The 22131-nt window shown below is 68.9% G+C and carries 24 protein-coding genes; 13 read left to right on the plus strand and 11 right to left on the minus strand.

Annotated elements, in window-relative coordinates; all coding sequences use genetic code 11:
• Positions 1-12: 12 nt before the first annotated feature.
• The gene (locus VYJ16_RS16235; protein WP_336351360.1) at positions 13-702 is read left to right on the plus strand and encodes a YqjF family protein; all 690 of its coding nucleotides are present in this window, start codon (positions 13-15) and stop codon (positions 700-702) included.
• Between the two features lie 59 nt (positions 703-761).
• Here the strand turns inward: VYJ16_RS16235 and VYJ16_RS16240 are convergent, their stop codons facing one another.
• On the minus strand, positions 762-1964 hold the full coding sequence (locus VYJ16_RS16240) for an inorganic phosphate transporter (protein WP_336351361.1): 1203 nt from the start codon (positions 1962-1964) through the stop codon (positions 762-764).
• Between the two features lie 139 nt (positions 1965-2103).
• Here VYJ16_RS16240 and VYJ16_RS16245 point away from each other — a divergent pair, with 139 nt between their 5' ends.
• Positions 2104-2841 (plus strand): GNAT family N-acetyltransferase, encoded by a 738-nt coding sequence (locus VYJ16_RS16245; protein WP_336351362.1) that lies wholly within the window; start codon positions 2104-2106, stop codon positions 2839-2841.
• Positions 2842-2922: 81 nt separating this feature from the next.
• Here the strand turns inward: VYJ16_RS16245 and VYJ16_RS16250 are convergent, their stop codons facing one another.
• Positions 2923-3087 (minus strand): DUF8014 family protein, encoded by a 165-nt coding sequence (locus VYJ16_RS16250; protein WP_336351363.1) that lies wholly within the window; start codon positions 3085-3087, stop codon positions 2923-2925.
• Positions 3088-3545: 458 nt separating this feature from the next.
• Between VYJ16_RS16250 and VYJ16_RS16255 the strand changes: the two genes are divergently transcribed.
• Positions 3546-4496, plus strand: a complete 951-nt coding sequence (locus VYJ16_RS16255; RefSeq protein ID WP_336351364.1) for a thermonuclease family protein — start codon at positions 3546-3548, stop codon at positions 4494-4496.
• A gap of 42 nt (positions 4497-4538) precedes the next feature.
• Here VYJ16_RS16255 and VYJ16_RS16260 read toward each other — a convergent pair whose 3' ends face one another.
• Positions 4539-5699, minus strand: coding sequence for a hypothetical protein (locus VYJ16_RS16260; protein ID WP_336351365.1), 1161 nt, complete (start codon positions 5697-5699; stop codon positions 4539-4541).
• A 131-nt stretch (positions 5700-5830) separates the two neighbouring features.
• On the opposite strand from VYJ16_RS16260, the gene sugE reads away from it, so the two are divergent.
• Positions 5831-6154: a quaternary ammonium compound efflux SMR transporter SugE gene (gene sugE, locus VYJ16_RS16265; RefSeq protein ID WP_336351366.1), complete on the plus strand. Its 324-nt coding sequence runs from the start codon at positions 5831-5833 to the stop codon at positions 6152-6154.
• A 36-nt stretch (positions 6155-6190) separates the two neighbouring features.
• Here the strand turns inward: sugE and VYJ16_RS16270 are convergent, their stop codons facing one another.
• From VYJ16_RS16270 to VYJ16_RS16280, 3 genes are all read right to left on the minus strand, one after another.
• Positions 6191-8014, minus strand: coding sequence for a helicase HerA domain-containing protein (locus tag VYJ16_RS16270; RefSeq protein ID WP_336351367.1), 1824 nt, complete (start codon positions 8012-8014; stop codon positions 6191-6193).
• Positions 8015-8134: 120 nt separating this feature from the next.
• Complete coding sequence (locus tag VYJ16_RS16275; RefSeq protein WP_336351368.1) at positions 8135-9514, minus strand: hypothetical protein; 1380 nt, start codon at positions 9512-9514, stop codon at positions 8135-8137.
• Positions 9515-9648: 134 nt separating this feature from the next.
• A complete protein-coding gene (locus VYJ16_RS16280) occupies positions 9649-9903 on the minus strand; it encodes a hypothetical protein (RefSeq protein WP_336351369.1) in 255 nt (84 codons plus the stop codon).
• A 200-nt stretch (positions 9904-10103) separates the two neighbouring features.
• Between VYJ16_RS16280 and VYJ16_RS16285 the strand changes: the two genes are divergently transcribed.
• On the plus strand, positions 10104-10658 hold the full coding sequence (locus tag VYJ16_RS16285) for a hypothetical protein (RefSeq protein ID WP_336351370.1): 555 nt from the start codon (positions 10104-10106) through the stop codon (positions 10656-10658).
• A 106-nt stretch (positions 10659-10764) separates the two neighbouring features.
• Complete coding sequence (locus VYJ16_RS16290) at positions 10765-11433, plus strand: AIM24 family protein (RefSeq protein WP_336351371.1); 669 nt, start codon at positions 10765-10767, stop codon at positions 11431-11433.
• Positions 11434-11444: 11 nt separating this feature from the next.
• Here the strand turns inward: VYJ16_RS16290 and VYJ16_RS16295 are convergent, their stop codons facing one another.
• Positions 11445-12455 carry a BtrH N-terminal domain-containing protein gene (locus VYJ16_RS16295; RefSeq protein WP_336351372.1) on the minus strand — a complete coding sequence of 337 codons (1011 nt, stop codon included), beginning with the start codon at positions 12453-12455 and terminating at the stop codon, positions 11445-11447.
• A 161-nt stretch (positions 12456-12616) separates the two neighbouring features.
• On the opposite strand from VYJ16_RS16295, the gene VYJ16_RS16300 reads away from it, so the two are divergent.
• On the plus strand, positions 12617-12793 hold the full coding sequence (locus VYJ16_RS16300; protein WP_336351373.1) for a hypothetical protein: 177 nt from the start codon (positions 12617-12619) through the stop codon (positions 12791-12793).
• A 3-nt stretch (positions 12794-12796) separates the two neighbouring features.
• Positions 12797-13567 carry an FAD-dependent oxidoreductase gene (locus tag VYJ16_RS16305; protein ID WP_336351374.1) on the plus strand — a complete coding sequence of 257 codons (771 nt, stop codon included), beginning with the start codon at positions 12797-12799 and terminating at the stop codon, positions 13565-13567.
• A 34-nt stretch (positions 13568-13601) separates the two neighbouring features.
• Here VYJ16_RS16305 and VYJ16_RS16310 read toward each other — a convergent pair whose 3' ends face one another.
• Genes VYJ16_RS16310 through VYJ16_RS16325 form a run of 4 tightly spaced genes read right to left on the minus strand, consistent with a single transcriptional unit; the run spans position 13602 to position 16672 of the window.
• A complete protein-coding gene (locus tag VYJ16_RS16310) occupies positions 13602-14186 on the minus strand; it encodes a hypothetical protein (protein WP_336351375.1) in 585 nt (194 codons plus the stop codon).
• Positions 14183-15913, minus strand: coding sequence for a b(o/a)3-type cytochrome-c oxidase subunit 1 (locus VYJ16_RS16315; protein ID WP_336351376.1), 1731 nt, complete (start codon positions 15911-15913; stop codon positions 14183-14185). The genes VYJ16_RS16310 and VYJ16_RS16315 overlap by 4 nt, the downstream gene beginning before the upstream one ends.
• Positions 15910-16512, minus strand: coding sequence for a cytochrome c oxidase subunit II (locus tag VYJ16_RS16320; RefSeq protein ID WP_336351377.1), 603 nt, complete (start codon positions 16510-16512; stop codon positions 15910-15912). Before VYJ16_RS16320 ends, VYJ16_RS16315 begins: the two co-directional genes overlap by 4 nt.
• A gap of 7 nt (positions 16513-16519) precedes the next feature.
• Entirely contained in the window at positions 16520-16672 is a 153-nt protein-coding gene (locus tag VYJ16_RS16325) for a cytochrome oxidase (RefSeq protein WP_336351378.1), read from the minus strand.
• Between the two features lie 143 nt (positions 16673-16815).
• Between VYJ16_RS16325 and VYJ16_RS16330 the strand changes: the two genes are divergently transcribed.
• The 5 genes from VYJ16_RS16330 (at position 16816) to VYJ16_RS16350 (ending at position 22046) form a co-directional block, all read left to right on the plus strand.
• Positions 16816-17001, plus strand: coding sequence for a hypothetical protein (locus VYJ16_RS16330; RefSeq protein WP_336351379.1), 186 nt, complete (start codon positions 16816-16818; stop codon positions 16999-17001).
• Between the two features lie 4 nt (positions 17002-17005).
• On the plus strand, positions 17006-17752 hold the full coding sequence (locus VYJ16_RS16335) for a sulfite exporter TauE/SafE family protein (protein WP_336351380.1): 747 nt from the start codon (positions 17006-17008) through the stop codon (positions 17750-17752).
• Positions 17749-20328: a heavy metal translocating P-type ATPase gene (locus VYJ16_RS16340; protein ID WP_336351381.1), complete on the plus strand. Its 2580-nt coding sequence runs from the start codon at positions 17749-17751 to the stop codon at positions 20326-20328. The genes VYJ16_RS16335 and VYJ16_RS16340 overlap by 4 nt, the downstream gene beginning before the upstream one ends.
• Complete coding sequence (locus VYJ16_RS16345; RefSeq protein ID WP_336351382.1) at positions 20325-21023, plus strand: DUF7546 family protein; 699 nt, start codon at positions 20325-20327, stop codon at positions 21021-21023. The genes VYJ16_RS16340 and VYJ16_RS16345 overlap by 4 nt, the downstream gene beginning before the upstream one ends.
• A 105-nt stretch (positions 21024-21128) precedes the next feature.
• On the plus strand, positions 21129-22046 hold the full coding sequence (locus tag VYJ16_RS16350) for a sodium:calcium antiporter (protein ID WP_336351383.1): 918 nt from the start codon (positions 21129-21131) through the stop codon (positions 22044-22046).
• Positions 22047-22131 lie beyond the last annotated feature (85 nt).

The raw sequence follows: 22131 nt of genomic DNA on the forward strand, positions 1-22131 counted from the left end.
GATAGGTGGAGTATGCCGATAGCAGTCCGGCCGCTCTCGCTCGCGCTCTCCGACGCCTGTCTGGCGCACTGGCCGGTGTCCACCGGGACGATCCGCAGTCGAATCCCGGACTGGACCGAACCCGATCGCTTCGACGACTCGGCGTGGGTCTCGGCGATCATGGTCTCTATCGACCGGTTCGACGCGTTCGGGTTCCCGGTGCGGCGAGACGTCGAGGCGGTCATCCTCCGGACGTACGTCATCACGCCGGCGGGACAGCGAGCGATACACTTCCTCTCACTGGACGTGAACGACCGGCTCGTGGCGGACGCGATGCGGAACCTGTTCCGACTGCCAGCGCACCACGCGTCGGTCGGGCGTCGCGAGGAGGGCGACCGCACGGAGGTCCTCACGCGTCGTCGCGGCGACGACCGGGCGCGACTGGCGGTGACGTTCACGCCCGCGGGTGAACCGGGGCGGACGGCTCCGGACACGCTCTCGTCGTTCCTCGTGGAGCGGGAGCGGTACGTCGCGACCGGCCCGCTGGGCTCGCGGCTCGTCGGGTCCGTCGGGCATCCACCGTGGCCGGTCCAGCCCGCGGACGCGACGGTCACCGAACGCTCGCTCCTCGACGCCGCCGGTATCGACCCCGCGGGCGAGCCGTCGCTCGTCCACTACAGTCCGGGCGTCGAGATGGCGATCGGGACGCTGGAGCGCGCGTAGCAATCGGGACGCTGGAGCGCGCCTACCCGCCGGCACGTCTCGTCCGGGTGGGTTCGACGCTACCCGAGGACGGTGGCGAACGCGGTGTAGACGCCGAACCCGACCGCGACCGACGAGAACAGCGTGATGAGCCAGAACACGACGGTCGTGAGGAGCTTCCGGCGTGAGACGCCGGCGCTCCCGCCGGCGAGACCGCCGCCGATGACGCCGCTGATGATGATGTTGTTGAACGAGATGGGGATGCCGAGGACGATCGCGGCCTGCGCGATGATGAAACCGGGGACGAGCGCGGCGATGGAGCGTCGGATGCCGAGCTGGGCGTACTCGCGGCTCGTCGCCTGGAGGAGTCGCGGCGCGCCCATCCACGCGCCGCCGAGGATGCCGGCGGAACCGAGCCCGAGGAGGACGATGCTCGGGAGGCCGAGTTCCACGCCGTAGAGGTTCTCCAGCGGCCCGGTGGCGAGCCCGACCTGGCTGCCGCCGCTGGAGAACGCGACGATGCTCCCGAGCACGAGGAGGAACGTCTTCACGCCCTTGTCGACCGACGCCTGCGTGCGGCGGCGGATGAACTGGAAGCTCGCGGCCGCGAACGCGAGCGTGAGGACGACGACGAGGACGTCGACGCCTTCGACGCTCGGTGTGTCGACGAAGCTCGCGCCGTATGCGGCGAGACTCCCCTGGGTCGCGTCCCCTGGCGCGGGGATGATGCTCAGCCGGACGTTCGCGACGATGCCGCCGACGACGGCCGCGAGGAGCGGGATGCCGACGGTGTCGGGGACGTCGTCGCGGCGGAGGAGCGTCGCGGTGAGGTACGCGAGCCCGCCGGAGACGGGCGGAACGAGCACCCAGAACGTCGCGATGCGCTGGTACGTCGAGATGGCTGGGTCGCCGCCGAGCCCGAGGCCGACGCCGACCATCGCGCCCGTGGTCGCGAACGCCGCGGGCACCGGGTAGCCGCTGTAGATACCGAACGCCATGAAGCCGGTGGCGGTGAGGAGGCCGGCGGTCGCGCCGAGGCTCGTGATTGCGACGCCGTCGACGAGGCCGCTGCCGACGGTCTCGGAGATACTGCCACCCTGCGTGAGGGCGCCGAGGGCGGCGAGGATGCCGATGAGGAACGCGGCGCGCATCGTGGAGATGGCGTTCGCGCCGATGGCGGGCGCGAACGGTGGCGAGTTCGAGTTCGCGCCGAGCGCCCACGCGGTGACGAGGCTCGTGACGGTGGCGAGCGCGACGAGCGCCCAGAAGACGGCGTCTACCACTGCCACCACCGACGGGGTGGTGATACGGGGGCGGCGGGCATGGTTGCCGCGTCGCCCGCCCGCATCAAGTAGTTGTCGCCGGTTTCACGTCGTAGTATTCCGAACAACCATTAAGTACTGCGGGGTGGTACCAGATGGCATGGAACTGACTGGCAAGCTCGAGTTCGACCACGCGGACCGCGAGGCGATCTACGACTACGTGGAGTCACACGGCACCGTCCGCTACGAGAAGCTCCGGAAGTCCGTCGGGCTCGACGAGCGCGCGTTCGGGCACCACATCGCCATCCTGAAGCGAAACGGCGTCCTGGAGGAGGCGGACCGCGACCACCTCCGTATCGCGTACGAGTCCGGCGCCGAGGAGGAGTACGAGAGCGGCGAGGTGGCGTTCACCATCCGGCAGGCGCGCGAGGAGGACCTCACGGGGCTCGTCGGCGCGATGCGTCGCACCGTCGAGGGCGGCGATTACGTCGAGGCGGAATCCGTCGCGCACATCCTCGAGGAGGAAGGCGTCCTCCTCCGACGCAACGAACTGGAGACGCGGATGTTCTTCGTCGCGTGCGTCGACAACGAGGTCGTCGGCTGGGTGCACATCGACCACCCGGAGGTCGAGAAACTCAGTCACACCGCCGAACTCACCGTCGGCGTCCTCGAGGAGTACCGCGAGCACGGCATCGGCTCGCACCTGCTGGAGCGAGGCGTCGAGTGGGCGGCGAGTCGCGGCTACGAACGCCTCTACAACTCGGTGCCGGCGACGAACGAGGGCGCGATCGAGTTCCTCGAAGGCCAGGGCTGGCAGACCGAAGCGGTCCGCGACGACCACTACAAGATCGACGACGCGTACGTCGACGAGGTCATGATGGCGAAGCACCTCGTCTGACGCGATCGGGCGACCACGGTCGAACGACTTCTTTCGGAGGTTGCACGAGAGCGACCGCATCGGCTGGGCGGCCGCGACCGCTCAGGGAAGCTCGTCGCTCGCGTCGGGGAGGGCGTCCGCGACGACGCCGTCCTGGCGAGCGAGCACGCGAGCGTGCGGCGCGCAGACCAGACGGTTCTCGGCCCACGGGACGTGGAGTTCGAACGCCGCACCACGCTCGCAGTCTTCCTCGCTACACGTAGGCACGAGCGTACCGAGGGCGTGCAGCGACAAGGAACCTTCCCCGTCCCACCCCCACTCCCACCCTCACTCCCACCCCCACCCCGTCCGCTGTTCCACACGGTTCTTCACGCGCGCCACGGGGACGCCCGTTACGGGTTCGACCCCCACCCCGTCCGCTGTTCCACGCCAGTAGCCCGTCGACACCGCCCGGTCCGCGGTTCGACGCCGCCCAGCGAACGCACCACCCCGCCACGTCCGGAGAAAACCCACAGCAGAGGACGGGATACCCCGCGAATCGCGGCTCGGCCACACCACCGCGTCCGCAGTACTTCCCGCGACTGCGGACGCGCCTCGGCCACGTGGGCGGGAATGGGCGCCTCGGCCGCGTCGGCGGGAATGGGCGCCTCGGCCGCGTCGGCGGGAAGACGCGTACCGGTCGCGTCGGCGGTACACTCATCTCGCGAGGGGACCACCATCCGTACATGCATCAGCGGTCCGTCATCGTCGTCGCCCTCGTCGTTCTCGTCGCTCTCAGTGGCTGTCTCTCCGCTGGTATCGACGCGAGCGCTGGCGGCTCGAACGACGCGAACGGAGGCGGTGTCGGGACGGCGACCGAGTGGACGGTCGAGGTCGTCGAGGTCGTCGACGGCGACACCCTCAAGGTCGAGTTCCCGGACGGTCGCGTCGAGAACGTCCGCTTGCTCGGCGTCGACACCCCCGAGGTCCACACGGGCGTCACGCCCGACGAGTTCGAGGGCATTCCCGAGACCGAGGACGGCCGCCAATGGCTCCGCGACTGGGGGCACAGGGCCAGCGAGTGGATGATTCAGCGCGTCGCCGACGCCGAGGTCCGCATCGCGACCGACCCCGAAGCCGACCGCCGTGGTTCGTACGGGCGCCTCCTCGTCTACGTCTACGTCGACGGCGAGAACGTGAACGCCGAACTCCTCGAGCAGGGGTACGCGCGGATGTACGACAGCGAGTTCACGGAACGCGACCGGTTCGCGAGCCTCGAAGCGAGCGCGCAATCCCAGAACGCCGGCCTCTGGGCGTACACGGACGGCGCGGGCGCCGCCAGCGACGATGGTGGCGCCGTCGGCGACAGCGGCCTCGCGGTCGCGACCGTGCACGCGGACGCCGACGGCCCGGACGGCGACAACCTCAACGACGAGTACGTCGTCCTCGAGAACCGCGGCGACCGCACCATCGACCTCTCCGGGTACACGGTCCGCGACGACGCGAACCACGCGTACACCGTGCCCGACGGCGTCGCGCTGCGCCCCGGCGAGCAACTGACGCTGTTCACGGGCAGCGGTGACGCGACCGCCGACTCGCTGTACTGGGGCGCGAGCAGCCCCATCTGGAACAACGACGGCGACGTCGTCTACGTCGAAACCCCGAACGGCACGACCGTCGTCGAGTACGAGTACTGAGCCGTCGACGACCACCGCGACGACCGCGACCGCTGTAGCGACCTAGCTCGGCGGTGCGACGTCGACGCCGGGTTCGTACTTCGTGTCTCGGCGGAACGCGACCACGTGATACCGTTCGTCGAGCGTCGGCGGCGTTCCGACCGACGACCGCGTCCCGTACCCGATGCCGGCCTCGTTGAACTTCCCGGAATCCGTCTTCGCGTGGATGTAGAGTTCGTCACCGGCGGACACCTCGCGGTCGGTGCGCGCGACGTACTTTCGCGCCGCGTCCGGCTGCTGGAACACCGAGATGCGCGAGTCGGACGCTATCGACCCCGACTCCATCGTCAGGCGGACGTACTTCCGGTCGTCGGTCAACTGCGCGGAGAAGTCAGGTCGTTCCTCTCGTGCGGTCTCCACCCACGACGGCGCGGAGAGCGACACCGCCCCGACGTCCGACACCTCGAACCGGAACCGATGCCGGCGCACCTCACCCTCGAAGTTCGACGAGTCGTACACCGCCTCTATTCGTCGGATGACACCGTTCTCGTCGACGCGCATCCGCGCGCCCTCGATGGACTTCAGTTCTCCCTCGCTGTGGCCCGGCGACCGCACGGTCTCCCCGACCGAATCGGCGCGCACCTCCCACACGGCCGGCCGATCGTCGTTCACGCGCTCGGGCGACCCCCACGCCGGCCCCTTCAGGAGCGGCTGGATCTCCTCGGCCCAGAATATCTCCTCGAACGACGGTCGCGTGCTCAACCCGTACGTATCGCCGTCGGCCACCTCCTCTCGCCACAGCATGTCGCCGCCGATGGTATGGAACGCGTCGACGGGTCCACCACCTTTCCGATTCCAGTGCCCGAGCGCGATACCGTCCGCGGCCTCGTACTCGCGATGCCACTTCTGACTCCCGCTCTCGACGTCGACCTTCGTGTACTGCGCGCGGTAGGACAGCTCCGCGACCGCCGAATCACACGTCGAGTACAGGTACGACTCGACGCCGTCGTCGCTCAATCCGAACGGATACGTCGGGTCGCCGCGCTCCGTCGTGGTCTCCGGTTCGGTCTCGGTCGCCGTCGCCGTCGCCGTGGCGGTCTCGACGGTCCCCATTCCTGCACCGTCCGTGCCCGTCGCGTTCGTCGTCCCACTGCCCCCTTCGAGCCGGAGACAGCCGGCCGTTCCCCCCACCGCGAGCGCCCCGAGCAACGCACGTCGTCTCATTCGAGCGGAACGAACGACGGCAAGGGCATAACGGTGACGGGCGATTACGAGCGAAGTCACCCCTGGACTGCGAGGGTCACCCGAAGCAGCGACGTCGCAGGACTGAAGCCGACGGTCGCGAACCAACGAACGTGTCCTGGACGCTCCTCGTCGTCGCCGGCCTGTTCGAGATCGCGTGGGCAATCGGCCTCCAGTACTCCGACGGCCTCACGAAACCCGTCCCGACCGCGGCGACCGCGGTCGCGCTCGTCATCAGCATGGTGCTCCTCGCGAAAGCAGTCCAGAACCTCCCCATCGGAACAGCGTACGCCGTCTGGACGGGTATCGGCGCCGTCGGCACCGCGACGCTCGGCGTCGTCCTCTTCGACGAACCGGCGTCGCTTGCCAGGATGGGGTTCATCGCAGTCATCGTCTGCGGGATCGTCGGCCTCCACAGCGTCAGCGGCGGCGCCTGACGAAACGCAGTATCGACGCCACTCGAGCACGACCGACTACTGCCGCGACCGGTTCTTCAACGCCGCCAGCCCTTCGCGTTCGGCTTTCGTCTCCAGGATGCCTTCGACGTACCGGCGGTTGATCTCGTGGCGGCCCTTCTCGTCGCGCTCGAGGACGTTCACCTTCCGGAGTTCGATGATGGCGCTCGAGATGTGATGGCCGGTTGCATCGACGAGCGGTTCGACGTCGCGCGTCCGGATGGGGCCGCGGTCGGCGAGCACCGCGATGACGTCCCACGCGTGCTCGCGGCGACAGTTCGACTCGCGGATGGCGGCCTCGACCTTCTCCTCGATCGGGTCCTCGTGCAGGAGGTCGATCGTCGACACCGACTCCAGGTCGCCGCCCGCGCCGTCGTCGTCCGACAGCCGTCGCTGGAGTTGCTCGAGCGCCATCTCGAGGAACGCGATGCGGTCGGCCTGGTCGGAGATGACCTCGCCCTCGTCCGTCTCGGACTCGAGCTGTTCGGTCTTCTGGCGTTCGTCCCCGAGTTCCGCGTGCATCGACTCCACCTCCGCTTCCAGTTCGTCCACGCGCGTCGCCAGCTCGTCGCGCTCCGCGCGTAACTCGTCGCGTTCGTCGGCGAGCTCGCTCTTCTCGGCCGCGAGCGCCTCCACGCGGTCCTCGAGGTCCGCCTTCGTCGTCGCGAGGTCGTCGAGTCGCTCCTCGAGTTCGCGCGCTCGCTTCCGGAACTCGTTGCGCTCGTGCTCGATCTCCGCGTTCGACTTCTCGTGGTCTTCCTTGTCGCCCTCGACCTCGTCGAGCGTCTGCTGGTCGTCGTCGCTCGGCGCCGTGATACCGGTGTTCCCCGCGATGGCGTCCGCCATCTTGTTCGCCGCCTGCGAGATGTCCCTGGCGTCCTCGAGTTCGTCCTCGAGCGTCGCGATCCGCTGGTCTTTCTTCTCGATCTCCGCTTCGAGTTCCGCGATGCGGTTCTCGTGCTCCTCCTTGTCCTCCGTGATGGACTGGAGGTCGCCGACGAGGTTGTCGCTCACCGACTTCAACTCCGGGCGTTCGAAGTCGTCGAGCCCCGGCGTCGCGCCCGCGTCGAACGTCCGCTTCCGACGGAACTGCACGGTCCGCAGGTCCGCTTCCGCCCAGTCCGTCTGCATGAACGCCTGCCCGTCGTCGAGGTCCGTCACGCGGTCGGCGTACTCCGACCCGATGATGCGCCCGACGACGTTCGTGTCGTTCTCCCACGTCAGCCGGTGCCACACGAGCCAGTTCGCCTGCGTGATGAAGTCCTTCTTGACGTCCGCGGGCCGCTGACTGATGCCGACGATGCCCAGGCCGTGCTTGCGGCCGCGCTTCCCGATCTTGATGAGCATCTTCCCCGTCTCGTCCATCCCACCGCCTTCCGGGATGTACTCGTGGACCTCCTCGCAGACGAGCAGGAACGGCTTCTTGAGCTTCTTCTCCTTCGCGAACAGGTGTCTGGCGGTCTGCAGGATGAGTTCGTTCGAGACGTCCTCGTCGAGGTACCCGGAGACGTCGAGGATGACCGGGATGTTCTCGTTCAGCGCGAGGTCCGCGACCTTCTCGGCGTGCTCGGGCGCGACCTGGATGTCGCACTCCTCGTCCGCGCCGACGTGCAGGAGCTCGTACTCCTCCTTCAACCCGTAGTACTCGCCCTCGCAGTCGATGATGAGCATCGGGAACCCCGCGTCCAGGAGTTCCTCGCAGACGACGCTCGCCGTGTTCGACTTCCCGCTCCCGGACTTCCCGGTGACGAACCCGCGACCGGTCAACAGCTCCACGACCGGTAGCTCGACGGCGTCGCCGTCGACCGTCTCCCCCACGCGGATCGTCCGCGTCTCACTCATCGACGTTCACCCAGGCACCCGGCTTCATTACGCGCAGACAGACACCCCCACAGGTTGTATCTTTCCCTACACGAAGACGCGTCGTGGCGACGCGGAACGGCCGATGGCTCGGACGCGCCGTCAGACGTCGTAGACGCTCGCCTTCGACTCGCGGTACTGGTCCGGGATCTGCCCGATACCCCAGCCCTCCGTCGTCGTCTCCACGTAGTAGTACTTGCGCTCGTCGTAGATGTACGCGAACCCGTCGAAGTCCTTCTGCATCAGCAGTCCGACCGCCATGTGCCCCGGCGGCTCCAGGAGGACGGCGTCGTAGTTGAACGGCTCGGACTCGAGGATGGACGCGAACAGGATGCTCGTATCCTCGCAGTCACCGGAGAGCATCGTGAGCGTCTCCATGATGAACTGCGTGTAGTCGTCGTACCCGCTCGACACCGAATCCTCCACGTACGGCAGGCGCTGCACGAAACTCAACGCGAACTGGATGCGTTCGAACTCGCCCGTGAACCCGTTGTTCTCCGCGGCCTCGTAGAGGAACTCCGCGATCTCGTTCGCCGCCCCCTCGAGGAGTTCGAACGAGACGTACTCCGCTCGCGCCCGCCCTCGAGACCGCAGCGACGCCGCCGCGTACGCGCTCTCCAAGGCCAGGTAACTCACCGCCCACGACCGACCGTTCGTCCGTCCACGCAGCGTCTGCACGTATCCGCCCTCGACCGGCTCCCGCTCGAACGCGCTCCCCGACGCCGCGTCGAGTTGCCCGCGTCGGTCCGCTCGCTCGATGTGGTCGTCCGTGACGACGAACGGGTCCGTCTCCATGAACGCGTACAGGTCGTCCTGCTCGACGTCAGTGCGGTCGACGCTCTCCGGGACGACCGCGGCGGTGTACTGTAACGGAACGCCCTCCGGCGCCGCGGAGAGGTCCATCGGGACCGTCACCTGCTGGGCGGACGATTCCGGACGGACCGGGTCGCTCGACGCGCTATCGACCAATCCACCGCGCGGATACACCGACGCGGCGACGACCACCTTCACCGGCGTGTCAGTCGACGGTTCCGTCGGGAACACCGTCGTCGTCACCTCGTCGAGCGCGTACCGATGCACGTGGGTGCGGTACCGCCAGAAGTCGTCGGTCACGTACAGGCCTTGCTTCCCGAGATCGCGGTCCGGAGCGTCGACCGTGGGCGGAGGTGTGGTCGACGACGTCGACTCGTTCCCCGACGTGGCCGCGGCCCGTTCCTCGTCGACCGTCTCCGTCCCTGGCGCCGGTGCGACGCGAGCCGTCTCATCGTCCGGGCCGCCCGCGGCCGTCGACACCGGAAGGAGCGAGATGTTCGGCACGACGGCATCTCGCTGTGCGTTCTCGTCGTCGGTGACGAAGTCCTCGCGAGCGAGCGGCGGCCTGGACTCCTCGCCGCGGAACGACGGCGTCTCCACGGTACTGAGGCACCCGCTGGTCGCGACGAGGCTCGCGGAGAGTGCCCCCAGAAGACGCCGTCGCCTCATGTTGAAGTTCGATAGTTTCCCGACCAATATAAAAGGTGCTGTTATTCGTTCTCACACGAACGCCCGAACAACCCGTAGACGGCGCTTACCACGGAACGAGCGGGCCACGCGCCACGCGGTCGCCCGTATACTTATCAGGCAATCTCCTGCGATTCCTCGACGAGCCGTTCCAGGTCGTCGAACCGGTCGGTCTCCTCGACGATGTCGTCCAGGTCGAACCCGGCGTCCTCGGCGCGCTCGACGAGCTCGCGGAGTTCGTGCGGCGTGACGTCGTGCTCCTGCATCACTTCGCGGATCGCTTCGCGGTAGAGTCCGGACGCGTTGATGTGGGAGTTCCACTTCAGGAAGAGGAGGTCCATCTTCTCGACGGTGACGGTCGTCGACTTCATCGTCGCTCACCGCCGATTCTGGATCGGTGGGACATACACATAACTACTCACTATTCAGTAATGTGTGTTGATAAAATTAACCTCTTGTGGTCGAGGGGCTGTCACCGTGGTTGGCGTCGTCGACGCTCCGCGTATCGAACGCTGAGTTCGAACGAACGCTTTAGCGGTCGGCGGGCGAGGTTCCGACCTGACACGGCGAAATGTTCCCCGTATTCGTCGCCGAGAACCTGCCCCAGTGGGTCGGCGCGCCACTCCTCCAGCTCTCGCTCCTCGTCGTCGGCGTCCTCCTCGAACGAACGTACGTCAACCGCCTGACGACCATCACCGGCGCGCTCGCGCTGTTCAGTCACGTCCTGTTCGCGGACGAGAGCGCGCTCTGGGTGGGGCTCTACCTCGACGTCGGCTTGCTCCTCGGCGCGTACGGCGTCTACTGTTACGTCGAAGCGCTCCCGGTCGTGTCCTCGCCCGTGAAGCTCGTGTCGTACTTCGCGTACGCGCCCCTGACCGTCCTGCTCGTCATCGTCCTCCCGCACTGGCTGTTCCCGGTCGCCCTCCTGGTAGGAGCCGCGCTCAACTACAAGCTCGTCGAGGAGCTCGCACCCGCGAAACCGTACTTCTGGGGGGCCGGGGAACGCGACCCCGAAGACGGCGTCGACCTGGAGGACGTCCAGGCGTACGCCGAGCAGGCACGAGCGTTCGTCGAGACGCAACTCGACGACGCCGGTGGTGACACCGACCGCGACACCGCCCGCTGACGGTCCGGCGCCCTCCGAGAAAGTGTCAGATATTCGCGACGAAAGTTATGCTGCAGGTGGGCGAACCGAGGCAGTGAGCCGCCAGACCGTGGCTCGTGATACCACCATGGACGTTCAACGATTCGTCAACGAGAACGCGCCCGAGGAGAGTACAGAGACGTTCGAACTCGAGAACAGCAAGCTACTGGACATCGACGTCGACGGGTCGGTGATGACGAAAGCCGGCGCGATGGTCGCGTACGACGGCGACCTCAAATTCACGGGGACGTCGAACGCCGAAGGCGGCCTCACCGGCTTCATCAAGCAGAAGGCGACCGGCGAAGGCAGCCCCGTGATGGAGGTCGAGGGCAACGGCCACCTCTACGTCGCCGACCAGGGCAAACGGGTCCAGCTCCTGAAGCTCGACGGCGGCGAGTCCATCTCCGTGAACGGCCCGGACGTCCTCGCCTGGGAGAACGCCGTCGACTACGAGATAAAGACCATCGGGAGCATCGGCGGCGCCGCCGCCGGCGGGCTGACGAACGTCTACCTCACGGGACCGGGGATGGTCGCCATCACGACCCACGGTGACCCGCTCGTGCTCTCACCGCCCGTCAACACGGACCCGCAGGCGACGGTCGCCTGGAGCAGCGACCTCTCGCCGAGCATCTCGCGGAACACGAGTCTGGGCGACGCCATCGGAACGTCGAGCGACGAGACCTACCAGATGAGCTTCGACGGAACCAGCGGGTTCGTGGTCGTGCAACCCTACGAGGAAGCGCCCGGCGAGGAGTAGCTCCGTCGCGTTCAGACGCGCTCGAGGAGCCCCGAGAACAGCGCTTCCTCCTCGTCGGCGACCGCGAGGAGTTCGTCGCTGGCGTCCTCGTACGCGGCCTGCGCATCGCTCGGGTCGTCGGCAAGCCCGGCGCGCTTCAGGTCCTCGCCGACGGCGTGCCATCGGTCCTCGACGTCGCGCATCGCCTCGACGTCTGCGTCCGTGACGCCGTCGACGACGTCGCTCGCGGTCTCGAGGAACGGCCGGAACAGCCCGCGGAACGCCGCGCCGCCCGTGCCGCGCTTCTCGACGTTCTGGTACGCGAACCGCGTACACCAGTCGGCGTCCTCGAGCGCCGGCCACTCCGGGAGGTCCCGCGCCATCGCGCGCATCCCGTCGAGGCCGTTCGTGCCGTCGCCGGCGTCCGGGATGCCGTCGTACGCATCGCCAGGCGAGAGCAGGCCGTCGGCGGTCGCGCGGATGCCGGCGCGCATCGCCGCTGCCTTCGTCGCGTCCGGTTCACCGCGAGCGACCATCCGCCGGCGGTCCAGCGGTCCGTAGAAGCCGACGTCGCTACTCCACGCCGCGTCGAAGTCCTCGCGCGACACCCGCTGGAGGTCGTCGAACTCGCTGTCCGCGAGCGAGACGCCGTCCTCGTCGGCGTCAACGACGACGACGACGTGCGGACTGAAGTGGACGTCCGAGTCGAAGTACGGCAGATAGAAGATGTCGACGAACGCGACGACGGGACGCCCACCGTCGACGTACGCTCGAAGGTCCGCGAACGCCGTCTCCGCGTCGTCGCCTCGTCCTTCGTCCACGTCGACCCCGAGGTGGTCGAAGAACGCGGTCTCCAGCCACGGCGTCCGTCCGACGAACTCCCGGCTCGGCGAGCGGTCGCGCTCGTAGTAACTGAACCCCAGCCCGCCACCGATACCGAAACACACCGGCTCGGGGAGGTCCCACGCGCCGTACGTCGCGACGTCGTGCAGCGACGTCGACCCGCAGTGCGCGCCTGTCGCGTGCGAGAACGCATCCAGCATACCAGCACGAACTCGCGCCGGGGTCATCACGCTAGCGGTTTCGGTGGTGGTCTCGTCGAGCGCGGTCGTCTCCGCTCGCGCGTTCCCGCCCGACGCGACCGAATATTTAGGTCCGCCTAATTTCCGAAGGGCTTTTCAGCTCTAGCGGGCGCCTAGCGTCCATGGAAGACGACGTCAGCGAATCGAACGCCGACATCGAACGACGCACGCACGACGACGGGAACGCCGCCCCACGGGCGGACTCGTGGACGGACGCCCGCACTCGCGCCCAGTCCCACACCCGTTGCCGGGGGGGCTACCGCGACCGAGCGGCGGAAATCGACACGGAGGGGGTCTGACCGATGTCGAGCACCGTCCCGAAGGACGTGGTCGTCGTCGGTGGCGGCGTCGCCGGGCTCTCCGCGGCGACGTTCACCGCGCGCCACGGACTCGATACGCTGGTCGTCGACGCCGGGGAGTCCATCCTCCGGCGGAACGCGCACCTGGAGAACTTCCCGGGATTCCCCGCGGGCGTGAACGCCCGCCAACTGCTCGACCTCCTGGAGGAACAGGCGAGCGAGGCGGGCGCAGAGCAGGTCACGGCGACCGTCGAGCGCGTCGAGACGACCGACGACGGGTTCGCCGTCGAGACCGAGGGCGGCGAGGCCGAGGCGGGCGAGGGCGCCGGTGACGGCGAGCGCTATCGGTCGCAGTACGTCGTCGCGGCGACGAAGAACGAGGTCGGGTACCTCCGGGGCGTCGACGGCGTCGGCGTCATCGACCGCGGGAAGGCGTACGTCGACACGGACGAACGCGGCCGCACCGGCGTCGACGGCCTCTACGCCGCGGGGCGTCTCGCCGAGAAACCCCATCAGGCGATCGTCTGCGCCGGCCACGGCGCGGAGGTCGCCGTGACGCTCCTCGAGGACGACGACCGGCCGTTCTACCACGACTGGGTCGCGCCGGAGGGCTACTTCACCGACCGCGGCCGCGACCTCCCGCCGGGCTGTGAGGAGATCGACGACGCCGAGCGCGCCGACCGCGAGCAGCAGTCGCTCGACGTGATGCGGGAACGGTTCGCCAAGCCGCATCCCGAGGAGCAGGAGACGCACCCGAGCCTCGAAGACGACTGATCCGGACGATTCGGAGAAGCCGCTGCCCGCGTCGCTAGCCGTCGAACGCGAGGTCGACGGTGCTCGCGGCGACGACCTCGGCGGTGCCGTCGCGGTACTCGCGGGCGGTGACGACGAGCGCGGTCGGCGTGACGCCGTCCGGGAGCGACCACTCGCCGGCGAGCGTCGCGGTGTCGCCGGGGGCGATGGGGCCGACCGACGCGTCACCGCTGAGCGTCTCGCCGTTCGAGAGCTTGACCTCGGAGATGGAGACGCCATAGTCGACGTCGCCGGTGTTCTCGACGGTCACCGACAGCTCGAACGTCCCGCCCGCGACTGCCAGGGTGTCGACGGTCTCGGGACGACTGGTCTCCGCGAGCAGGTCCTCGCCGACGGAGAGCCCCTGCTCGTCGCCGACCTGTCCCTGCAGCAGCCCGAAGAACGTCCCGGCTTCGAGCGCGACCGGGATGCCGACCGCGAGCGCGATCAGGTACTTCAGGTACTTCCGGCGGTCGCTCGACATCTGCCCGGCTTGCACGGGCTGACCGCCGTCCGTCCAGGCGTCTCGCGAGGCAGGGTCGGCTTCGCCAGGCTCGGCGCTTGCGTCGTCTCCCGACCGCTCGGGCGCGTCCTCGCTCACGGCAGCACCTCCCAGAGCGGTTCGAGCGCCGTCGGCTGCGGCGGCTGTCCCGGGTAGAACAGGCCGTCCTGTATCATCGTGTACAGCGGCGGGCCGTACGCGAGCGCGACGAGGACGACCGCGATGACGAGCCACAGGCGGAGGTTGTTGATCGCTTTCGGCGCCTCCTCGGGGCCCGAGAGCGCCGGCGGGAGGTCGCCGTCGACCGCGATGGCGCTCCGGTCGACGAGCCACGTCCCGACGACCACGATCAGGAACAGCGTGAGCGAGAGCGTCAAGAGGATGCCGCCGAGCGCGATCTGCCAGCGGATCTCGCCGATGGTCCCGAACAGCGCCTCGAACTCGAAGTTCTCGTACTGCGGTTCCGCGGTGCGACGCGGGATGCCCGCGAGGCCGCCGCGGTGCATCGCGTTCGACATCAGCGTCATCCCGACGAACCACAGGTACGGCTGGATGGTCGCGAGCGTCCGATGCTGGAGGCGCTTCCCGGTGAGCTGGGGCCACAGCCAGTACGTGACGCCCATGAACGTGAGCGCGACCGCGGTGCCGACGGTGAGGTGGAAGTGCCCCGGCACCCAGAGCGTGTTGTGCACGAGGTAGTTCACGTTCATGCCGGCGTTCACCATCCCGCTGAACCCGCCGGCGGCGAACATCAGGCCGGCGAGCGCCATCGCCGCGAACGCGGGTTCGCCCCACGGGAGGTTCCGGAGCCACGACAGGTACCCGGTGCCGCCGTTCTTCCGGGCGCCGTACTCCATGCTCGCGACGACCGTGAACGCCGTCAGGAGGCTCGGAAGCAGGAGGAACATCGTGTTCGACATCGCGAGGAACTTGAAGCCCTCGGGGATGCCGGGGTCCATGTACTGGTGGTGGAACCCGACCGGCGTCGACAGCACGAGGAAGAGGACGAAGACGATGCGTGCGAGCGGGTCACTGAACAGGCGGCCGCCCGCGAGCTTCGGGAGGATGGTGTACCAGATGAGGTACGCGGGCATCAGCCAGAAGTACACGACGGGATGCCCGAAGTACCAGAACAGCGTCCGCATCAGGAGCGGGTCGACGGTCTGGATGAGACCCAGGCTCCAGGGGATGAGGAAGAACACGACCTCGACGGCGACGCCGAGCGTGCTCAGGTACCACATCAGCATCGTCATCAGGACCATGAACGTCCGCAGCGGCGGGGACTTGTTCGGGTTGTCGCCGCGCCAGTTCCAGTACGTGCGGAACCAGTCGATGCCCGCCAGCCACGTCCCGATGATGAACAACGCGAGGCCGATGTAGAAGATGGGGTGCGCTTGCAGCGGCGGGTAGAACGTGAACAGGACGTCCGCCTGGAACGGGATCTCGCCGACGAACCCGGCGAGGATGGCGACGCCCGCCATCGTCGACCCGGCGCTCATGATCGCCACCCACGTCTTCGTGAACGTCACGCTCTCGAGCGGTCGTTCGAGGCTGTCGACGATCGACCACGTGAATATCCCGCAGAGGAAGAAGATGGTGAACACGAGCGCGAGCAGGACGCCGTGCCCCGTCAGGACCGTGTAGTAGTCCTTCGATGGGATGAACCGGAAGACGCCGGTGCGGTGGAGCGCCTGGATGAGGCCGAAGAGGCCGCCGACGCCGAGCGCCGCGAACGACACCGCGAACAGCTTCCGGACGACGTTCGCGGTCTGGGGGTACTCGTCGCGGAACGCGCCGAGTTCCCCCTCGATGCGTTCGGTGCTCATGCCGTCACCTCCGTGGCGCTCCCGACTATCTGGGGAGTCGCTGCGACCGAGGCGTTCGTCGTGGTCTCGTTCCCACTGGTCGCGTTCGTCGCACCGGGGCCGTCGTACTCGGACTCGGGGACGACGACGATGCGGCCCTCCATCGCGTGATGGGCGGCGCCGCAGTACTCGTTGCAGACGATGCCGTACGTCGCCGGGTCACCGAACTCGACGGTCATCTTGCTGACCTGCCCCGGGATCGCCATCGTGTTCAGGTTCGTGCCGACGACCTCGAACCCGTGGACGACGTCGCTACTCGTCACGTAGAACGTCACCTCGGAGTTCGCGGGCACCCGGATGACGCCGTTCGCTGGCGTCCCCGGGTCGAACGAGAACTGTTTCGCGACGACGTACACCTCGTACTCGTTCTCGCCGACCTGCTCGACGCCGGGGTCGGCGAACTCCGTCTCGTCGAGGTTCTGCGGGTCGACCGTGCCGCCTTCCGCGTCGATCATCTCGATGCCCGGGCCGACGGCACCGTACACGATACTCGATATGAGGCCGAGGATGAACACGAGCGCGAGCGCGAGCCAGACCTTCTCGAACCGATGAATGTGCACGTCTCGATCACCCCACGATGGTCAGTCCACGACCGAGGAACTCGATGAAGTACGTGAAGATCCACATCAGGACGACGATAGCCATGTAGATGCCGATGAGGGTTGCAGTCCCGATGGGATCGAACGACTCTGCGTCGTGAGTCTCCGTGTCTGTACTCATCTTACCCCAACCTCCCTGGAAGGTAGACGCCAGATACCATTACGGATGCGATGTTTGAGCCGTGGTTAATAATTGTAACCCGGCGTTCTCGCGGGATGGGAACGGGATTGGGTTTAAGGAGGATTCGACCGATAGGGACCCGTATGAATCTCCGGCCTGGAATCATGGCGACTGCCATCGCGCTCCTGGCGGCCCTGCCGGCGGCGTTGTTCGTGAGTAACGGCGAGTGGCTCGCGTTGGGGACGTTCGCGTGTATCGCTGTCATCGGCGTGTTCATGTGGTATCTCTTCGACGGGACGGAACCGGATACGAGCGGCGCGAAGCACTGACTGCATGGCGGCGCCTTCGCTGCCGTCGCTGGAGCTCGTCGGGTTCTTCGCGTTCGGCGTGCTCGGGAGCGTGCACTGCCTGGGGATGTGTGGCCCCGTCGTGACGTTGTACGCCGACCGCGTCGGGGACCGCGGTGACGTGTCGTGGTTCGCGGTCCGCCAGCAGTTCCTGTTCAACGCCGGGCGGACGGTGGCGTACGCCGCGGTCGGCGCAGTCCTCGGTCTCCTCGGTGGGTTCGTGGTCGCTGGTGGCGTCGCTGTCGTCGGCGAGGCGGCGCGCGGTTTCGTCGGCGTCCTGGCGGGCGTCCTCGTGGTCGGCGTCGGCGCGTGGTACGTGCTCGGTCGGCAGGTCAGCGGGCACGTGCCGTCGACGGGCGTGTTCCAGCGGGTCGTGGGGGCGAGCGCGGAGCGGCTCGACGAGTGGGTTCGTGGGCCGAAGGTGGCTGTTCTCGGTGCGGCGCACGCGGCGCTCCCGTGTCCGATACTGTACCCGGCGTTCGCGTACGCGTTCGCGACGGGGTCGCCGACGCGTGGCGGCCTCGCACTCGCGGCACTGGGTCTGGGGACGTTCCCGCTCGTGTTCGCGTACGGCGCGGCGCTTGGCTCCATCGGTGCGTCCCGTCGCCAGCAACTCCACCGCGTCCTCGGCGTCCTCATGGTCGCGCTCGGGACGATGCCGCTCCTGTCCGGGCTCGCCGCGCTCGGCGTCGACGTCCCGATGCATCCGCTCCACCCGTGGGTGATGCCGTGAACGAGACCCGGCCTCCCGTCGGCGACGACGAGACCTGCACGCTCTGCGGGCTGGACGTCCCCGACGCGCCCGTTTCGGGTCCGGACGGAACGTACTGTTGCGAGGGCTGCAAGCAGGTGCACGAGACCGTCGGCGACGTCGCCGTCGACGGGCCCGTCGACTCCGGGGACGTCGCGAGTGCGCTCGATGGGGCCGCTGCACCCGAATCGGACGCTGACGGAACAGCGGACGCGGTGGGGGGTGCTGGGGCTGACGCGATGGCGGATGCGGAAGCGGACGCGGAGACGTACCTGCGCGTCGACGGCATGCACTGCACGACGTGCGAGACGTTCGTCGAGGGCGTCGCCGAACGCGAACCCGGCGTCGCCGCCGCGGACGCGTCCTACGGCTCGCGGCTCGTCCGCGTCGCGTACGACTCCAGCGCGCTGGCGGCCGACGCGCTCCCGGAGCGCCTGACCGGGTACGGCTACCGCGCTCGCGGGATGGACGACGCGGACGACGTCGAGCGTTCGAGCGGCCGCCTCATCGTCGGCGGGTTCTTCGGGATGATGACGATGCTCTGGTACGTCCTCTTCCTCTACCCGGACTACCTCGGGTGGGACGTCTCCTTCCTCGACGTCGGCGGGAGCGCCGGCACGTACCTGCTCGCGAACGTCTGGGTGATGGCGACCATCGTCCTCGCGTACACCGGCTACCCCATCCTCCGCGGCGCGTACGTCAGTCTCGCCGCCGGGAAACCGAACATGGACCTCCTCGTCTCCATCGCGGCGGTGAACGCGTACGTGTACTCGACGGCGGCGCTCCTCCTCGGCCGGACCGAGGTGTACTTCGACGTCACGGTCGCCATCGTCCTCGTCGTCTCCATCGGGAACTACCTCGAACGGCGGGCGACCGAGCGCGCCGCCGACCGCGTCGGCGAGCTCGCCGAGGAGCGCGTCACCGAGGCGACGGTCCGCCGCGAGGACGGGTCGACCGAGACGGTCTCGGTCGAAGCCGTTGCCGCCGACGACGCGGTCGTCGTCGGGCAGAGCGACCGCGTGCCCCTCGACGGCACGGTCGTCGAGGGCGAGGCAGCGGTCGACGAGTCCCTGCTCACGGGCGAATCGAAGCCGGTGGCGAAGGCGCCGGGCGACCGCGTCGTCGGCGGGTCCACGGTCGTCGACGGCGGCGTCGTCCTCGAACCGGACCCCGATACGGCGAGCACGCTCGACCGACTCGTCGAGACGACGTGGAACCTCGCCGCGTCGCGCTCGGGCGCGCAGCGCCTCGCGGACAAGCTCGCGGCCGTGTTCGTCCCGCTCGTCGTCACCGCGGCGGTGCTCGCGACCGCGTACTGGCTGTACGCGACCGGCGACGTCGCCACCGCGCTCCTCACCGGGCTCGCCGTGCTCGTCGTCTCCTGTCCGTGCGCGCTCGGGCTCGCGACGCCGCTCGCGGTCGCCTCGGCGGTCTCTCGTGGCCTGGACCGCGGCGTCGTCGTCCGCGACGCCAGCGTCTTCGAGCGCGCCCCGGACGTCGACACCGTCGTGTTCGACAAGACCGGGACGCTCACGACCGGCGAGATGACCGCCGAACGCGTCGTCGCGACCCCCGACGCGACCGAAGCCGACGTGCTCGCGTCGGCCGCGGCGCTGGAGACGTACGCCGACCACCCCGCCGCAGAAGCCATCGTCGACCGCGCCGACGACGCCACCGACCTGGACGGGATTCCGGCGGCGAGTGGCGTCGAACGCCACCCGGGACGCGGCGTGGCCGGTCGCGTCGACGACGAGCGCGTGCTCGTCGGGAACCGCGACCTGCTCGCCGAACACGACGTCGCGCTCCCGAGCGCGCTCGCCGACGCGGCCGACGCGGCTCGCGACGACGGCGCCCTCCCCGTGTTCGTCGTTCGCGGCGACGAAGCCCACGGGCTCGTCGTCGTCCACGACGACCCGCGACCCGGCTGGGAGCGCGCCTGCGAGCGACTCGCCGACGACGGCCGGGACGTCGTCGTCCTCACGGGCGACGACCACGCCGCGGCCTCGCGGTTCGAACGCCACGACGCCGTCAGCGACGTGTACGCGGACGTCCGCCCGGAGTCGAAGACGGAGATCGTCCGGGCGCTCGCGAGCGAGGGTGACGTTGCGATGGTCGGCGACGGCTCGAACGACGCGGGCGCGCTCGCCGCGGCCGACGTCGGCGTCGCGATGGGCTCCGGGACCGCGCTCGCCGCGGACGCCGCGGACGCGGTCGTCGTCGACGACGACCTCGCGTCCGTCGGCACGACGTTCGACCTCGCGACCACGGCCCACGGCCGGGTTCGCGGGAACCTCGCGTGGGCGTTCGCGTACAACGCCGTCGCCATCCCCGTCGCCGTCGCGGGCCTCCTGAACCCCCTCGTCGCCGCGGTCGCGATGACCGCGAGCAGTCTCCTCGTCGTCGCGAACACGCGCCGCGACTGGGGCCTCGACGACGAGGCAGCCGCGGACGCGTCCAGCGCCGCGGACGGGGACGACACCGCGGGCCGCGCGGGCGACGAGACCGCGGCACAGGTCGCGGACGGAACGGCGGACACGCCGGAGGTGCGGGCGTCGTGAGCGACGCCCGGACGGACTCGACCGACCGCGTCGCCGCCGTCCTCGACCGCGCGGCGAGCGCGCTCGCGGCGTCGACGCCGTGGCTCGCGCTCGCGGTCGTCCAGCTCGTCGTCGTCCTCGGGTACGCGGTCGTCGCCGAGGTCGCCGTCACCGAACCACGGTACGCGTTCTACCCCGTCGTGTGGCTCACGGTCGGCGCCGCAGCGGTCTGGCACGCCCCGAGCGCGGCCGGGAGTCGCCGCCGGCGCGCGCTGGCGGCCGCGGTGGCACTCGCGTACCTCGCCGTCCTCCTCTGGTTCACGGGCACCGTCTACGTGATGCCCGAGTGGATGTACTCGCTCTCCGCCTTCGGCGGCCTCCCCGGGTGGGCGCCAATCGTGACGCTCATGGTCGGCCCCGTCGGCGCGAGCGTCGTCCCGTTCGTCGTCGCTGGCTACGCCGCGCTCGCGTACCTGACGTACGTCGCGCTCACGCGAGCGACCCGCGGGCTCGCCGCCGCCGTCCTCGGACCCGCGACGTGCGTCGGGTGCGTCGCAGCGGGCGTCTCCGGCCTGCTCGCGGTCTTCGGCGGCACCGGCGTCACGGTCGGGTTCACCGGTGCGCTCGGCGCCACCGGTGGCGTCGGCGGGGCCGCGTACGACGCCGCCACCGTCGTCTACCTCGTCGCCGTCACCGCGCTCGCGACCGTCGACTAGTCGCTTCACGCCCGCCGAGACCGTGGACGTGCGCACTCGGACCTCTGGAACCGCCAGGAGCACTCACGCATCAGGTTTACGCGCTCACCAGACGAACCACGGACCGTGTACCTCGAAGCCATCCTCTTCGCCGTAGGGTTGGCAGCGCTCGTCGCCGGCGCGAACCGAGCGGTCACCGCCGCCGCGGACCTCGCGCTCTACTACGGCGTCTCGCAGTTCTTCATCGGCGTCACGCTCATCTCCGTCGGCACGAGCGTCCCGGAGATGGTGACGAGCGTCTACGCGGCGTACTACGGCGCCGGCGACCTCGTCGTCGGGAACATCGTCGGCTCGGAGACCGCGCAGATAACGCTCGCCATCGCCGTCGTCGCGTTCGTCGCGCCGTTCGTCACCGACAGACGGAACGTCCTCGTCTACGGGAGCGCGATGCTGCTCGCGATGATCGTCATGCTCCTCGCGCTCGACGACGGCGTCGTCGGCCGCTCGGAGGGCTTCCTGATGATGCTCGCGTACGTCCAGTTCGTCTACGTCCTCTACACGAACGAGGGCGGCGAGGAGATCGCCGAGGAGGTCGTCGAGGATCGGAAGTCCCCGCGCGAGGCGGTCCCGCTCATCGTCGTCGGGCTCGTTCTCGTCGTCGTCGGCGGGCAACTGATGGTGACCAACGGCGTCGCGCTCGCCCGACTCGCCGGCATCCCCGAGTACGTCGTTGGGTTGCTGACCGGGCTCGGGACGACGCTCCCCGAGATCGTCGTCGCCGGAATCGCCGCCCACGAGGGCCGCGGCGGCATCAGCGTCGGTTCTATCCTCGGGAGCAACATCACCGACCCCGTGTTCTCGCTCGGTATCGGCGCGGTGTTCTTCGACGTCGTCGTCACCGACGTCGCCGCGCTCCAGCCGTCGCTCGTGTACATGCTCGTCGTCTCCATCGTCGTCCTCGGCCTCTTCTACTGGCGTCGAGGTATCGACCGGCGAGCCGCCGTCGTCTGCTTCCTCCTCTACCTCCCGTCGTTCGTCGTGTGACCGCTGGCGTCGTCCACCGCGTGAGGCGGTCGCGTTCTCGGGGAGGGATACGCTGAAGGCGGACGCGTTCGACGGCCCGTTCGGA

The organism is Halorubellus litoreus (assembly GCF_037081675.1).
GTDB lineage: Archaea > Halobacteriota > Halobacteria > Halobacteriales > Natrialbaceae > Halorubellus > Halorubellus litoreus.